Annotated in this window: 10 protein-coding genes; 8 read left to right on the top strand and 2 right to left on the bottom strand. The window is 67.2% G+C overall.

The features are described from left to right. Positions 1-24: 24 nt before the first annotated feature. Complete coding sequence (locus tag FBY20_RS24040; RefSeq protein ID WP_056318336.1) at positions 25-1,284, bottom strand: nitrate/nitrite transporter; 1,260 nt, start codon at positions 1,282-1,284, stop codon at positions 25-27. Between the two features lie 242 nt (positions 1,285-1,526). On the opposite strand from FBY20_RS24040, the gene FBY20_RS24035 reads away from it, so the two are divergent. After that, a complete protein-coding gene (locus FBY20_RS24035) occupies positions 1,527-2,777 on the top strand; it encodes an NnrS family protein (protein ID WP_142055005.1) in 1,251 nt (416 codons plus the stop codon). A gap of 42 nt (positions 2,778-2,819) precedes the next feature. On the opposite strand, the gene FBY20_RS24030 is transcribed toward FBY20_RS24035, so the two are convergent. Then, positions 2,820-3,776 carry a molecular chaperone DnaJ gene (locus FBY20_RS24030; protein WP_142055003.1) on the bottom strand — a complete coding sequence of 319 codons (957 nt, stop codon included), beginning with the start codon at positions 3,774-3,776 and terminating at the stop codon, positions 2,820-2,822. 153 nt (positions 3,777-3,929) lie between these two features. On the opposite strand from FBY20_RS24030, the gene FBY20_RS24025 reads away from it, so the two are divergent. From FBY20_RS24025 to FBY20_RS23995, 7 genes are all read left to right on the top strand, one after another. Then, on the top strand, positions 3,930-5,117 hold the full coding sequence (locus FBY20_RS24025) for an efflux RND transporter periplasmic adaptor subunit (protein ID WP_142055001.1): 1,188 nt from the start codon (positions 3,930-3,932) through the stop codon (positions 5,115-5,117). After that, a complete protein-coding gene (locus FBY20_RS24020) occupies positions 5,114-8,194 on the top strand; it encodes a multidrug efflux RND transporter permease subunit (RefSeq protein ID WP_142054999.1) in 3,081 nt (1,026 codons plus the stop codon). The genes FBY20_RS24025 and FBY20_RS24020 overlap by 4 nt, the downstream gene beginning before the upstream one ends. Next, positions 8,191-11,256, top strand: a complete 3,066-nt coding sequence (locus FBY20_RS24015; RefSeq protein WP_142054998.1) for an efflux RND transporter permease subunit — start codon at positions 8,191-8,193, stop codon at positions 11,254-11,256. Before FBY20_RS24020 ends, FBY20_RS24015 begins: the two co-directional genes overlap by 4 nt. A gap of 259 nt (positions 11,257-11,515) precedes the next feature. Further along, complete coding sequence (locus FBY20_RS24010) at positions 11,516-13,075, top strand: efflux transporter outer membrane subunit (protein ID WP_142054996.1); 1,560 nt, start codon at positions 11,516-11,518, stop codon at positions 13,073-13,075. Continuing rightward, a complete protein-coding gene (locus FBY20_RS24005; RefSeq protein ID WP_142054994.1) occupies positions 13,068-14,231 on the top strand; it encodes an HlyD family secretion protein in 1,164 nt (387 codons plus the stop codon). Before FBY20_RS24010 ends, FBY20_RS24005 begins: the two co-directional genes overlap by 8 nt. After that, entirely contained in the window at positions 14,221-15,297 is a 1,077-nt protein-coding gene (locus tag FBY20_RS24000) for a DUF2955 domain-containing protein (protein ID WP_142054992.1), read from the top strand. Before FBY20_RS24005 ends, FBY20_RS24000 begins: the two co-directional genes overlap by 11 nt. An 11-nt stretch (positions 15,298-15,308) precedes the next feature. After that, positions 15,309-15,791: a transporter suffix domain-containing protein gene (locus tag FBY20_RS23995; RefSeq protein WP_142054990.1), complete on the top strand. Its 483-nt coding sequence runs from the start codon at positions 15,309-15,311 to the stop codon at positions 15,789-15,791.

Raw genomic sequence — 15,791 nt, 5'->3', positions numbered from 1 at the left:
GGTTCTCTCAGGATGGTGGGTGGGTCAGGCGGCTTGCTGCCGGGCGATGGCCGCGCTTTCGGGCCGGAAACTGAAGTGCATGAAGATCAGCGAGACGCAGACCGTGCCGTACAGCAGCATGAAGGCGCTGGAGCGGATGCCGGTCAGGTCGAGCAGGACGCCGAACATGATGGGAAGCACGAAGCCGCCCAGGCCGCCAGCCAGTCCGACGATGCCGGACACGGCGCCGATGTTGTCGCTGAATTCATCGGAGATGAACTTGAAGACCGAGGCCTTGCCGATCGCCATGGCGATGCCGACGACGAACAGCAGGATGGTGAAGGTGACCGGGCCGAGCGCGATGCCGAAGGAACGCGGGCCGCCGGCGGTCATGACGGTGAATTCGGTTTGCGGATAGCTCAGGAGGAAGAACGCAACCCAGCACACCCACATCACCCACCACGTGGTCTTGTAGGCGCCGTAGCGGTCGGAGATCCAGCCGCCGACGGCGCGCAGCACGCCGCCGGGCAACGAGAAGCACGCGGCCAGCAGCGCGGCCAGCTTCATGTCGAAGCCGTATTCGCCGATGTAGTACTTGGTCATCCACAGGGCCAACGCCACATAGCCGCCGAACACGACCGAGTAATACTGGCAGTAGCGCCACACACGCGGATCCTTCAGCATGGCGAACTGGGCCGACAACGAGGCGCCGCCCGCGACGCGGTGAGACGGATCGGACGACGAGAACATCCAGAACAGGATGGCGGTGACCAGCAGCGCCACGGCGTAGACCTGCGGCACGATGACCCAGGCGCCGCCGGCAGCCGCGATGAGCGCGGGGGCCACGAACTTGGTGATGGCCGAGCCCGAGTTGCCGGCGCCGAAGACGCCCATGGCCAGGCCTTGCTTGTTGCGCGGGAACCAGCGGGCCACATAGGGCGTGCCCACGGAGAACGAGCCGCCGGTCAGGCCGACGAACAGCGCCAGCACCAGGAACTGCCAATACTCCGTGGCGTAGGACAGCAGCCAGATCGGCACCACCGCCAGCAGCATCAGCACGAAGAACACGGGACGGCCACCGTACCGATCGGTCCAGATGCCGAGCGGCACGCGCACGAGGGAGCCGGTCAGGACCGGCATGGCGGCCAGCAGGCCGAATTGCGTTTCGGACAGGCCGAGCTGCGCCTTGATTGGGATCCCCAGCACGGCAAAGATCATCCACACCGCAAAACAGATGGTGAAGGCAAACGTGCTGGATATCAGGACCCGCATCGGCGCACCGGCCGAGGATTGATGTGCTGCCATGGTTAGTCTCGCTTTTTGCTGACAAATACGTATGTCGGTAGCCTAAGCAGCCCTCCCATTTGCAACCATTCCCCAGCCGACCAAAGGGCTATTTCCGAAGTGCCTAGTCATGCGGGTGTTCCGGACAGCCTTGCGCTGGATCAAGTGCCCGGATCGCGTCGCGATGAGGCCAGATGTAATATGTATTTCAAATACACGTTCAAAACCGCAACGACGCGCGCCCCGCGCGCACGGGCCACACCATGACCATCCTGCTTTCCATCGACGAACCCGCAAAGAAGCCGCGCCCCGCCCCGCCCGAGTGGGGCGCGTTCACTGAAATGGGTTTCCGCCCGCTGTATCTGGCGGGCTGCTTCTGGGCGCTTTTCTCGGTGTTGCTATGGGTGCACGCACCCGCGCGGCTGACCGGCGTGCTGAACGGCATGTTCTGGCATGCGCATGAAATGCTGTGGGGCTTCGTGGCCACGATCGCCGTGGGCTTCCTGCTGACGGCGGGCGCCAACTGGACGGGCAAGAATCCCCTGAAAGGCAATCCGCTTGCCGCACTGTGCGGGCTGTGGATCGTGGCGCGCGTGGGGTATCTGGTCCCCGGGCCCACTGCCTTCGTCGTCGCGGCGGCGGCGGACCTGCTGTTTTTCCTGTGGGCGGCCGGGGCACTGGGACGCGCCGTCGTGGTCACCCGGAACCAGCGCAACTATGGCGTCCCGTTCCTTCTGCTGGCGCTGGGCGCGACCAACGGGCTGTACCTGTGGGCGACGGTCCAGGGCGACTACGTGACGCTGATGCGCTATTTCAATGCCGGGCTGCTGTCGATGGCCGTGCTGACCTTGCTGATCGCCCGGCGGGTCATGCCATTCTTCGCCAAGCGCGCCGTTGCGGGCCTGGACATTCCTCCCCATACCAAGAGCGGTCATTGGCAGCTTGGCTTTGGCGTCGTCGCCATCGCGTGCCTGCTGGCCGGCGTGCAGCAGGCCGCCGCGCTGGCGCTTGCGGCAAGCGGCGCGATTGCGCTGGTGCAGTGGGTGTCCTGGAAGCCGTGGGCCGTGCGGCGCGTGCCGCTCCTGTGGATTCTCTATGCGGGTTATCTGGGTCTGGGGATCGGCCTGCTGGTGGGCGCGGCGCAACTGGCGGGCATTGTGGTCCGGCAGGCTTGGCCCGCGCACGTCATCGGCGTGGCCGGGTTCTCGGTGTTGATTTTGGGCATGGTGACCCGCACCGCACTCGGCCATCTGGGTCGTCCGCTGCACACGGACCGCAGCATGGTCCTGAGCTACGCGCTGATGATCCTGGCGGCGTTGCTGCGGTTGGCGGCCCTGCTGCCGACCGCGGCAACGCTGGGCCTGCTGCATGCGTCGGCCACCGCGTGGGCGCTGACGCTGGGACTGTACCTATGGCGGTTCTTCCCCATGATGATCCGCCCGCGCGCGGACGCGGCGGCCAAGCAGGCGGCGCCCGTCATGCGGGTGATGCCGGTGTCGCGGCCCAAGAGCTGAGGGCGCCGCGTCAAAGACACCGCCTGCCCCCGCCCTAACGCTTCACGACCGGCCTTCGCGCCGCTCCATCGCGGCAACTTCACGCCGCATGGCCTTGAGCCAAGCCTTGAGCAGCGATTCGTCCGAGAACTGCATGACCTCGTGTTCAAGTTCCTGGATGTACTCCTGGATGTCCTTGATGTCGTCGTCCAGCTCTTGCATCACCGTTTCCGGATCGAAGGTGGCGAACGGGTCCAGCTCATAGCGCAGCGTGAAGCCTTCCTCGGCAAACTGAACCTGGGTAAGGATCTCGTCGAGCTGAGCGGCCAGCACCGCATTGGCCGCTTCCAGCTGATCGTCGGGGATGTCGGCGGCGGCCTGCACGGTGGCGCGCAGGTTGGGATCCTGGGCGGCCTGGGCCAGCCGCTCCCGCTCGGCCGCTTGCAATGCGTTCCAGGCGACGGCGTTCGTCACGGTCGGCATGCGGACCACGCGAGCGTATTCCAGCAGCTCTTCCGCGTCTTCGTCGTCGTACTGATCCTGGATGACCTGCAGCAACTGCATGGGCGACATCGTGTCCAGGTCGGCAACGTCCAGGTCCAGCGCGTCGGCCAGTTCTTGCCGCGCGCTTTCGGTCAATTCGGCAAGATTGGCGTCGTAATCGGCCCCGCGGTGCTTCTTGTAGAGCGTCTTGAGCCGCGCGGTGTCGCAACCGGCCGGTAGCGCCGACTTGGCCGACAGCACCAGCAGTTCTTCCGAGAACTCCGTGACCAGTTCGGACACGAACTCGCGTTCGGCCTTGGACAGGCCCATTTCCTTGTAGGCGTGGTCAAAGCACAGCACCAGCTTGTAGCGCAGCTGGTTGAGCTTGTCTTCGAGCGGCCGCAGCGTCTCGGTGTATTTGTGGTGGTAATCCGCCTCGATCGACTGCCATTGCGCCAGCCGGGCCCGCTCGGCCGTCAGTCGTTCCTGCAGGCGTTCGCATAATTCACGCGGACTTTCGAGGGATTTTTCGCTCATGGACCCACTCCTGTTGCAAACCGGGGTATTGAAAACAGCCGCCACTCTAAACGATACGCGCAAACCCTTCTTGAATATCGGCGTCAATAACGCTAATCATTATTATTAATATAGAATCTCGGCTGTCCGCTATCCCCTTGCCTGGCAGCCCTGATGTCCCTGCGCTTCCTTGCGGGCCCCACCCCCTCACGCAAACGCCTGATCCTGATCGCGGCCGCCATGGCGCTGGCCCTGCTGATTGGTGTGGCGCTTTGGCTGGGGGGCAACAAAGGCCCGGCCGCTCCGCCTCCCCCGAACTACGGGAAGCTTCCCGTCGCGGTGAGCGTCGCCGCAGCGCGTGTCGGTCCGCTGCAGCGCGACCTGCACGCGCTGGGCACCATCACGCCGTTGGCGCGGGTGACCGTGCGCAGCCAGGTCGATGGCGAACTGGTCAAGCTGCACTACCGGGAAGGCCAGGCCGTCACGCAAGGCCAGTTGCTGGCCGAGATCGATCCGCGCCCCTTCGTGGCCGCGCTGGCGCTGGCCGAGGGCGAACTGGCGCAGACGCAGGCGCTGCTGGACAACGCCGAAGCAGACCTGCGGCGCTATCGCAGGCTGGCGCGGCAGGAGGCGGTGGCGGGCCAGCAGCTCGATACCGCCGAGGCCCAGGTGCGAGCCTACGCCGCGCGGCGTCAACGAAACCAGGCGCAAGTCGCGGATGCCCAGCGCTTGCTCGATCACACGCGCATCGTGGCGCCGCATGCCGGCCGGGTGGGATTGCGGCGCGTCGACGCCGGCAACCACGTACGCGCGACGGACGCGGAGGGCTTGACCACCGTGGTTCAGATGGCCCCCATCTCGGCCCTTTTCAGCATCCCGGAAACGCGCCTGGCTCTTTTGCGGCAGGCGCAGGCGAAGACCGCCGTGCTGCGCGTGCAGGCCTGGGATGCCGACGACCGCCGCTTGCTTGCCGAAGGCACGCTCGAGGCGCTGGACAACCGCATCCAGGCCGCCAGCGGCACCGTGCGGCTGCGCGCCCGTTTCGACAATGCCGACGAATCGCTGTTTCCCAATCAGTTCGTGAACATCCGGCTGGCCGTGGTGCAGGAAGATGACGTGGTGACCATTCCGGCCGCGGCCGTGCAATACGGCTCGCAAGGCGCGTTCGTGTTCGTCATCGGCGACGACAACCGCGCCACCCGCCGGGTGCTGACGCTGGGCCCGGCCAACGCCGGCCGCATCGTGGTGCTGACGGGCCTGGCCGCGAACGAGCGCGTGGTCGTCGAAGGCGTGGACCGCCTGCACGACGGACGCGACGTGCAGATCGTCGACCCGCCCGGCCACGACGAGGAGTCCGCATGAGCCTGTCACGCCCATTCATCCTGCGTCCGGTCGCGACGTCGTTCCTGATGATTGCCCTGCTGCTGTCGGGCATCCTGGCCTGGCGCATGCTGCCCGTGGCCGCGTTGCCGCAGGTGGACTACCCGATCATCCAGGTGACCACGCAGTATCCGGGCGCCAGCCCCAATGTGACGGCGCGCGCGGTCACCGCGCCGCTGGAGCGGCGCTTTGGGCAGATACCGGGACTGAAGCAGATGTCGTCCACCAGCGGCAGCGGCATCTCGGTCATCACGTTGCAGTTCGCGCTGGACGTGCCGCTGGGCGTGGCCGAACAGGAAGTGCAGGCCGCCATCAGCGCCAGCGATTCGCTGCTGCCGGGCGATCTGCCCACCCCGCCCGTGTACCGCAAGGTCAACCCCGCCGACGTGCCGATCCTGACGCTGGCCGTCACGTCGAATTCACTGCCCCTGCCCAAGGTCTACGATCTGGTGGACACGCGCATGACGCAACGGCTGTCGCAGTTGTCGGGCGTGGGCATGGTCAGCCTGGCCGGCGGGCAGCGTCCGGCCGTGCGCGTGCAGGTCAATCCGATGGCGCTGGCCGCGCGCGGCCTGAAGCTGTCGGACGTGCAGGAGGCGATCGCCAAGGCCAATTCCAATCAGCCCAAGGGCAGCTTCGACGGCCCCGTGCGGTCCGTCATCATGGACGCCAATGACCAGTTGCAGAGCGCGCAGGAGTACCGCGACCTGATCGTCGCCTGGAAGAACGGCGCGCCCGTGCGGCTGGGCCAGATCGCGACGGTGGAGGACGGCGCCGAGGACCGCTACCTGGCGGCGTGGGTCGACAGGCAGCCCGCCGTGCTGGTGAACATCCAGCGACAGCCCGGCGCCAACGTCATAGCGGTGGCCGACCAGGTCAAGGCATTGCTGCCCCAATTGACCGCCAGCCTGCCCGCCGCCGTGGAGGTGCGCATCCTGACCGACCGCACCGAAAGCATCCGCGCGTCCGTGCGCGGCGTGCAGTGGGAACTGGGGTTCGCGGTGGGGCTGGTGGTGCTGGTGACGTTCCTGTTCCTGCGCAACCTGCCCGCCACGCTGATCCCCAGCCTGGCCGTGCCGCTGTCGCTGATCGGGACCTTCGGATTCATGTATCTGGCCGGCTTTTCCACCAACAACCTCACGCTGATGGCGCTGACGATCGGCGCGGGGTTCGTGGTGGACGACGCCATCGTCATGCTGGAGAACATCGCACGCTACCGGGAACAGGGGCACAGCCCGATGGCGGCTGCGCTCAAGGGCGCGGGGCAGATCGGCTTCACGCTCGTTTCGCTGACGCTGTCGCTGATCGCGGTGCTGATCCCGCTGCTGTTCATGGAAGACGTGGTGGGCCGGCTGTTCCGCGAATTCGCCATCACGCTGGCCGTTGCCATCCTGATATCGCTGGCCGTATCGCTGACCCTCACGCCCATGATGTGCGCCCGGCTGCTACCGCCGCACGCGCCGTCCAAGCCTGGAGTGCTGGATCGCCTGCAGGCGCGCTATGCAGGCTGGCTGGACGTGACGCTGCGTCATCAGCGGCTGACGCTGCTGGCGATGCTGGCGACCGTGGCGCTCACCGGGCTCTTGTATTTCGCGGTGCCGAAGGGTTTCTTCCCGGCGCAGGACGGCGGGGTGCTGCAAGGCGTGACGCAGTCGTCGCAAAGCACCTCGTTCGACGCCATGTCGCGCCGCCAGCAGGCGGTGGCGCAAAGCCTGCTCGCGGATCCCGACGTCGCCACGCTGTCTTCCTTCATCGGCATCGACGGCATGAACGCCACGCTGAACACGGGGCGGCTGCTGATCAACCTGAAACCCTGGAACGAGCGCACCGCTCCCCTGGCGGACATCATGGCGCGGCTGGACGCGCGGGCCCGCGAGGTGCACGGCATCTCGCTCTACCTGCAGCCTGTGCAGGAATTGAACATCGAGGATCGCGTCAGCCGAGGCCAGTATCAGTTCAGCCTGACCTCGCCGGATGGCGCGCTGCTGTCGCGCTGGACCCGCGCGCTCATGGAGCGCCTGGCGCAAGCGCCCGAACTGGCCGACGTTTCGTCCGACCTGCAGGGCGACGGCCGCCAGGCCTATCTGGAGGTCTCGCGCGACGCCGCCGCGCGTCTGGGCCTCACGATGGACGATGTGGCGCAAGCCTTGTACAACGCATTCGGCCAGCGTCAGGTCGCCACGCTCTTTACGCAGTCGAACCAATATCGCGTCGTGCTGGAAGTTGACCGCAAGATGGCGGCCAGCCCCGAAGCGCTGGAACGCATTCACCTGCAGACCGAAGCCGGGCAGGCCATTCCGCTGTCTGCGCTGGCCACCGTCAGCGAGCGCGCCGTCCCGCTGGCGGTCAATCACCTGTCGCAGTTCCCCGCAGTGAACCTGTCTTTCAACCTGCCGCCCGGCGGATCCCTGGGCCAGGCCATCGCCGCCATCGAGTCGGCGCGCCAGGAGATCGGCATGCCCGAGAGCGTCGAGCTGCGGCTGCAGGGCGCGGCTTCCGCCTTTGAGGCGTCGCTGTCGAACACGTTGTGGTTGATGCTGGCCGCGGTGGTGACCATGTACCTGGTGCTGGGCATGCTGTACGAAAGTGCCATCCACCCGGTCACCATCCTGTCCACGCTGCCCTCGGCCACCGTGGGTGCGCTGTTGGCGCTGCTGTTGACCGGCCGGCCGCTGGACCTGATCGCGGTCATCGGCATCATCCTCTTGATCGGGTTGGTCAAGAAGAACGGCATCATGATGGTCGACTTTGCGCTGGAGGCCGAGCGCACGCGCGGCCTGGCGCCGCAGGCCGCCATCCGCGAGGCCGCGCTGCTGCGCCTGCGTCCCATCCTGATGACGACGCTGGCCGCGCTGTTTGGCGCGCTGCCGCTGATGCTGGCGACGGGTTCGGGCGCTGAATTGCGCCAGCCGCTGGGCTGGGTCATGGTAGGCGGGCTGCTGGTCAGCCAGGTCCTGACGCTGTTCACCACGCCCGCCGTCTACCTGTTCTTTCACCGTCTGGGCCACCGGCGCGCTCAAGCCGCACCGGCGCCCAACGCCGAAGGCCCGGTGAAATGATCCGCGCGTTGCTGCACCGTCCAGTCGCCTGCATTTTCCTGGCGCTGGCGCTCACGCTGCTGGGCGCCGTGGCATGGCGGCTCTTGCCAGTGGCGCCGCTGCCGCAGGTCGATTTTCCGACCATCGAAGTGCGAGCCGACCTGCCCGGCGCCAGTCCCGAAAGCATGGCCAGCACGGTCGCGGCGCCGCTGGAGCGGGCGCTCGGCAGCATCGCCGGCGTCAGTTCCATGAGCTCTTCCAGCAATCAGGGCGCAACGCGCATTCAGCTGCAGTTCGACCTGGACCGCGACATCGACGAGGCCGCGCGCGACGTGCAGGCCGCAATCAACGCCGCGCGGGCCGAACTGCCGGCGGGCATGCCGGGCAATCCCAGCTATCGCAAGGTCAATCCGTCGCAGGCGCCCATCATGGCGCTGGCCCTCAGTTCCGCGACCCGGCCCGCGGGCCAGCTCTACGACCTCGGTTCCACCGTGCTCGCGCAAAAGCTCTCGCAGATCAGCGGCGTGGGCGAAGTCACGATGGGCGGCAGCTCGCTGCCCGCCGTGCGGGTCCAGGTGAACCCCAACGCGCTGGCGCACTACGGCGTGGCCCTGGACGACGTGCGCGAGGCCATCTCCAACGCGGCGCCGATGGGTCCGCAAGGCCAACTGGATTCAGCCGCGCGGCGCTGGGAGGTCGGCGCCCCCGAGCAGCCGCGCCGCGCCCAGGACTACGACAGCCTGATCGTGCGCTACCAGGACGGCGCGGTGATCCGGCTGTCGCAGGTGGCTCGCGTCAGCGATTCGGTCGAGAACCGCTACAGCAGCGGCTTTCACAATCGCAATCCGGCCGTGGTGCTGACCATCAGCCGCCAGCCCGGCTCCAACATCATCGAAACCATCGACGCCATCAACCAGGCGCTGCCGGGCCTGCGCCAGCTGATGCCCGCCGACGTGGACCTGACAGTGGCGCTGGACCGCTCGCCCGGCATCAAGGCGACGCTGCGCGAAGCCCACATCACCCTGGCGCTGGCCGCCGGGCTGGTCATCCTGGTGGTGTGGCTGTTCCTGGGCAACGCGCGCGCCGCCGCGATTCCCAGCGTGGCCATTCCCGTCTGCCTGATCGCCACCTTTGCCGTCATGTACGCGTGGGGCTTTTCGCTGAACAACCTGTCGCTGATGGCGCTGATCGTGGCGGCCGGCCTGGTCGTGGACGACGCCATCGTCGTGCTGGAGAACATTTCGCGCCACCTGGAGCGCGGGCTGACGCCGGTCAAGGCCGCCCTGCGTGGGGTGCGGGAAGTGGGATTCACCTTGGTGGCGATGACGGTCGCGCTGAGCGTGGTCTTCGTGTCGATCCTCTTCATGGGCGGGCTGGTGGAACGGCTGTTCCGCGAGTTCTCGATCACGCTGGTGGCCGCAACGGTGATTTCGCTGGTTGTCTCGGTGGCCATCATCCCGGCGCTATGCGCGCGGTGGCTGCAGTCCGTCAGCCCCGCCGCGGCCAAGCCGTCGCGCATGCAGGCCGTGTTTGCCCGCCTGCACGACTGGTATGGCGTGACGCTGGCGCGCGTGCTTGGCCATGCACGCCTGACATTGCTGCTGCTGGCCGGCGTCGTGGGGCTGAACGTCTACCTGTACGTGCAGGCGCCGAAGGGCTTTTTGCCCGTGCAGGACACCAGCCAGCTCATGGGCTTCGTGCGGGGCGACGACGGGTTTTCCTTCCAGGTGATGCAACCGAAGATCGACCAGTACCGGCAACTGGTTCTGAAGCACCCCGCCGTCGAGGACGTCATCGGCTACAACGGCGGCGGCCTGGGCATCAGCAATTCGCTGTTCCTCATCCGCTTGAAGCCTGCCGCCGAACGCAACGAGTCCTCGACCGAAGTCATCAACTGGATGCGCACCCACGCCCCGGCGGTGCCGGGCGGCATGTTCTTTCTGAACGTGGACCAGGACCTGCGCATGCCCGGCGGCTTCGGCAATTCCGGCGACCACGAGCTGGCCATCATGGCCAGCGACGTGCCCGCGCTGCGCGAATGGTCGCGCAAGATTTCCAAGGCCATGCAAGAGATCCCCGAGCTGCGCGACGTCGACGCCCAGGGCGACGGCGCCACGCAGCAGGTGGTGATCGACATCGACCGCAGCGCGGCGCAGCGACTGGGCGTGGACATGGAGACCATCAGCAGCGTGCTGAGCAATTCGTTCAGCCAGCGCCAGGTCGCCACGCTGTACGACGCCATGAACCAGTACCGCGTCGTGCTGGAACTGGACCCCCGCTACACCGAGGATCCCGAGGTCCTGGAACGGGTGCACGTGGTGGCCGCTGACGGCAACCGCGTGCCGCTGACCGCGTTCGCCACCTACGACAATGGCCTGGTCAACGACCGCGTCTTTCACGACGGGCTGTTCGCCGCCGTGTGGGTCGGGTTCTCGCTGGCGCCTGGCGTGTCGCTGGAACAAGGCCTGGCCGCCATCGACGCGGCCACGGCAAAGCTGATGGTGCCTTCGCACATCCAGACCCGGCTGGGCGGCGATGCGCGCAACTTCCAGCAGAGCCTGCAGGACCAGCCCTGGCTGATCCTGGGCGTCTTGGTCGCCATCTATCTGGTGCTGGGCATCCTGTATGAAAGCCCGCTGCATCCGCTGACGATCCTGTCCACCCTGCCCTCAGCGGGCGTCGGCGCCCTGCTGGCGCTGCGGCTGGCGGGCATCGAGTTCACCCTCATTGCGCTGCTGGGGCTGTTCCTTCTGGTGGGCATTGTCATGAAGAACGCCATCCTGATGATCGACTTTGCCCTCAGCCTGGAGCGGCGCGAAAACCTGACGCCCGAACAGGCCATCCACCGCGCCGCCATGCTGCGCTTGCGGCCCATCGTCATGACCAATCTGGCGGGCCTGCTGGGCGCCCTGCCCCTGGTGCTGGGCATGGGCGAAGGGTCGGAACTGCGCCGCCCGCTCGGCGTGGCGATCGTCGGCGGACTGATGATCAGCCAGTTCCTGACGCTGTACACCACCCCGATCGTCTATCTGGCGCTGGAACGCCTGCGCCGGCTGGCCTGGCGAAAGCGCCACACGGCCTGACCGCGCATCCTGCAGGCCCGCCATCTTCCCGCTAGCCGGAAAATAAAAAGCTCAATAGAATCGTTTGGCACGCTGACGAAAGCCGCCTGATCCGGCCCCGGTGCACATTTGCGCCCCCGGAATGCGGCTTTCCGCCGGCGATGCCGGCGCGCACGCCTGACTAAGCGTCGCTGCCGGGCTTTCCGGCGTTCGCGGTGCGGGGCCCCAAAAGCGCCGACACCGGAACTCGCAGTTTGGCCTCTGACAGACATGGTGCCCAATGTGGCCGATGACTTGTTCGAATGGACTGCTGCTGATGGGCATGCTCAGCCTCGGCGGATGCGTGCAGGTGGGGCCCGACTTTGCGCCGCAGCGCGTCGACTGGTCCAGCCAGTGGGATACGCCGGCGCTGCGGCAGGCCACCGAATCCGGCGCCCAGCCGGATGCGCGGCAATGGTGGCGCATCTTCAACGACCCCGTTCTTGAATCCCTGATCGCCCAAGCGGACGCGAACAATCCGGGCGTGCAGGTGGCCGGCCTGCAGATCATGGAAGCGCGCGCCCAACTGGGCATCGCCCGCAGCGGCCTGTTTCCACAGTCCCAGGTTGTGGGCGCGGACGCGCTGTACCAGCATCGCGCGTCGCGCTCGGCCGAGGGCAATCCCCGCCCCAGCAGTTTCTGGCAATACAGCGCGGGCTTCAACATCGGCTGGGAGCTGGATTTCTGGGGCCGGTTTTCCCGCGCCATCGAGTCCGCCGACGCCGCCTACTTCGCCGCCGAAGCCAATCGCGAAGACGTGCTGGTGCTGCTGCACGCGCAGGTCGCCGAAAGCTATTACGCGCTGCGCACGGCCGAGGCGCGGCTGCGCATTGCCCGCGACAATGCGGCGATCCAGAAGCGCAGCTACGAGATCACCGAACGCCTGTTCAAAAGCGGCGAGACCGACGAACTGGACCTGCAGCAGGCCCGCACGCAATACCTGGGCACGCTCAGCACCATCCCGGAATTCGAAAGCCAGATCGCGCGCACGCGCAATGCGCTGGCGGTGCTGGTCGGCAAGCCGCCTGGTCCGATGCCCGAATTGCCCGACCTGGCATCCAAGGAGGCCGTGATTCCGCTGATCGACAAAGCTGTCCTGCAGGACGTGCCCGCAAACCTGCTGCTGCGGCGCCCGGACATTCGCGCCGCCGAACTGCGGATCGCGGCGCAGTCCGCGCAGGTGGGCGTGGCCAAGGCGGAACTCTACCCCTCGCTGACGCTGCTGGGGAGCATTGTCTGGACCGCCACGTCGCTGGCCGGCACGTCGGGCGGCGCGGCGCTGCTTGCCGGTCCCAGCCTGAACTGGAACGTGTTCGACCACGGCCGGATCACCAACACGGTGCGCCTGCAGGACGCGCGCCTCCAGCAGCTCATCGTCATCTACCAGGACGCCGTGCGTCAGGCGGCGCGCGAAGCCGACGACGCGGCCACGGGGCTCATCAAGGCGCTGGAGCGGGACGCCATTCTTTATGACTCGGCGCTTGCGGCCAAGCGTTCGCTCACGCTGGCCAATGCGCTGTACCGCGAGGGCTATTCCGACTTCCAGCGGGTACTGGACGCCCAGCGCGCGCTCGCGACCCAGCAGGACACCTATCTGGTGAACCGGGGCAACGCCGTGAGCGATCTGATCGCGCTGTACAAGGCGGTGGGCGGCGGCTGGTATAGCGGCCAGCCGCTGATCGATCCGGCCACACGAGACCAGATGCAGCAACGCACCAATTGGGGCGACCTGCTGACCGAAGCCGGGCGCCCCGCCCCGGCCTCCGCGATTTCCAAGACCACGAGGCGATCCGATGACTAGTCCCCGGTCCGCGCAGCCATCGGGCAGCCCAGCCAGCCCCGCGCCCGCAGCCACCCCCCCGCCGCCCGCCGCGCCGCCGCCCGCGCCGGATCCCGCCCGCAAAGGTATCCGGTGGGTCGTCGTGGTGATCGTCCTCAGCCTGGTCTGGTATCTGCTGGCGGACCGCTATACGCCCTACACGCAGCAGGCGCGGGTGGAGGCCTTCGTGGTCCCGGTGGCGTCCGAAGTGGCGGGCCGGGTGACCCAGGTTCGCGTGCGCAACAACCAGGACGTCCCGGCGGGCGCCGTGCTGTTCGACGTCGACGCCGAGCAGTACCGCATCGCCTTGGACCGTGCGCGGGCCGACCTGGACGCCACGCGCCGCCAGATCGGCGCCAGCACCGCCGGCATCGATTCGGCGCAAGCGTCATTGCGCGCGGCGCAAGCCAACGAGGTCCGCGCGCGACAGGACAGCACCCGCCTCGAGCGCCTGTACAGCGACGACCGCGGCACGGTCTCGCTGCGCCGCCTGGAGATTGCGCGGGCCAACCTGGCGCAGGCGGTCAGCCAGGTTGCGGCCGCGCGCGCCGAGGTGCAGCGGGCGCGCGAGCAGGAAGGCGGCAGCGAAGAAGACAACGCCAAGCTGCGCAGCGCAGCCGCCGCCGTCGCAAAGGCCGAGCTGGACCTTGCCAACACGCAGGTGCGCGCGCCCGCGGCCGGCCTGGTCACCGACCTGCGCACCGATGTGGGCCAGTTCGCGGCGGCGGGCAAGCCCGTCATGACGCTCATCGCCATCCATGACGTGTGGATCAACGCGGAAATGACCGAGAACAATCTGGGGCACGTCGACCCCGGCACGCCGGTGGCGATCATCCTGGACGCGCTGCCAGGCCAGATCTTCGAAGGCCGGGTGCGCAGCGTGGGCTATGGCGTGAGCGTCGGCACGCCCACGCAGCCCGGCAGCCTGCCCACGGTGCAGAACAGCCGCGACTGGCTGCGTCCGGCGCAACGCTTCCCGGTGGCCATCGACCTCGATCCCGGGCAACTCCCCTCCCTGCGTGGCATTCGCGTGGGCGGACAGGCGGAAGTGATGGCATTTCCCCAACCGGGCAATCCGCTCAATCCGCTGGGCCGCATCTATTTGCGGCTGATGAGCTGGCTTTCCTATGCGTACTGACGACCGCTCCGCTCCCCGCGACCCGCGCGGCCAGCGCGCCCTGCGACTGGGCGTCGGGACGGCGCTGTGCCTGGCGATCAGTTTCGGGCTGGACATGCCGATCCCGATGGTCGCGCCCGTGCTGGGCGTCTTCCTGCTGGCGCAGATGAACCGGCCGCTGTCCCTGAAGGCCGGCGTGGGCCTGGCGCTGGTGGCGGCGTTCACCACGGGCACGGGCCTCGTGCTCATCCCGTTGCTGCGCTATTACCCGGCCGCCGGCGTCCTGATCGTCGGCCTGTGCCTGTTCCTCGCGTTCCGCCACGGGCTGCGCGGGGGCAACAACCTGGTATCGACGTTTCTCATCATCGGCCTGACCATGATTTCGGCGGCGGGCACCTTCGACTTCGGTCTGGCCGTGACGGTGATCGAGGCGCTGGTCAAAGGCCTGCTGCTCGCGGCGCTGATGCTGGGCGTCAGCCACGCGCTGTTCCCGGATCCGCCTGGCCTTCCGGCCCCGCCGCCCCCGCCCGTGCTATCTGCCGGCGAGGCCAACCGCATGGCCCTGCGCGCGGCGCTGGTGGTGCTGCCGGCTTTCCTGTTGGCGATGACCGATCCGCTGGGCTACATGCCCATCATCCTGAAGGCGGTCAGCCTGGGAAGGCAGAGCTGCGTCACGGCAGCGCACGGCGCGGCGCGCGAAATACTCGGTTCCACCCTGCTGGCCGGCGTGCTTGCCGTGGCGTTCTGGATCGGACTCAGGCCGTTTCCCAGCCTGTGGATGTACTTCCTTTGGATGCTGCTGTTCGCGCTGGTGATCGCGCGCAAGCTGTATCGGCTGAGCCCCACGCCGCACGCCCCGAGCTTCTGGTTGAACACCCTGATCACGCTCATCATCCTGCTTGGCCAGTCGGTCCAGGACAGCTTTGCGGGCAATGATGTCTACACGGCCTTCGCCATTCGCATGGGTCTGTTCATCGCGGTCACGCTATATGCGTGCCTGATGCTGCAGTTGCTCGAACCCCGGCCGCGCGGACCGGGATTTTCCGCACGCCATCCGTTCTCACGCCTTAAAAGGAGTCCGCCATGAGTGTCCAAGACATGCCTACCCCCCCTGCGCCAGCGATGGGCTGGCGCTTCAAGTGCGGAATCGCCCTCTTCATCCTGGCTTTCGCGCTCTGGTTCCTTATCCCCATTGGCGCCGTGATGGACATCCCGGGGTCACGCATCGCGGCGTTGACGGGCGCCATCTTCATCGCCAACAAGGTGCTGCTCATCACCTGCATCGCCGTCATGGGCAAAGAGGGATTCCAGCAGCTCAAGGCCATCATCGGCGGTCACGCGAAGAAGCTGGCGCCCGTGCAGAAGGTGGGACCGGTGCGCCATGCGATCGGCTTGGTGATGTTCATCCTGCCGCTGCTGACCTCGATGCTCGAACCTTATGTCGACCAGATCTGGCCCGGCTTTCGGCCCCGGATATGGCAGGCGCAGCTGCTGGGCGACGTCATGCTGGTGGCCAGCTTCTTCGTTCTGGGCGGCGATTTCTGGAACAAGCTGCGGGCGTTGTTCGTGCGGTCGGTCTAG

This window comes from Achromobacter sp. SLBN-14, assembly GCF_006715415.1.
GTDB classification, from domain to species: Bacteria; Pseudomonadota; Gammaproteobacteria; order Burkholderiales; family Burkholderiaceae_B; genus Achromobacter; species Achromobacter mucicolens.
This window is presented reverse-complemented; position numbering and strand designations above follow the sequence as displayed.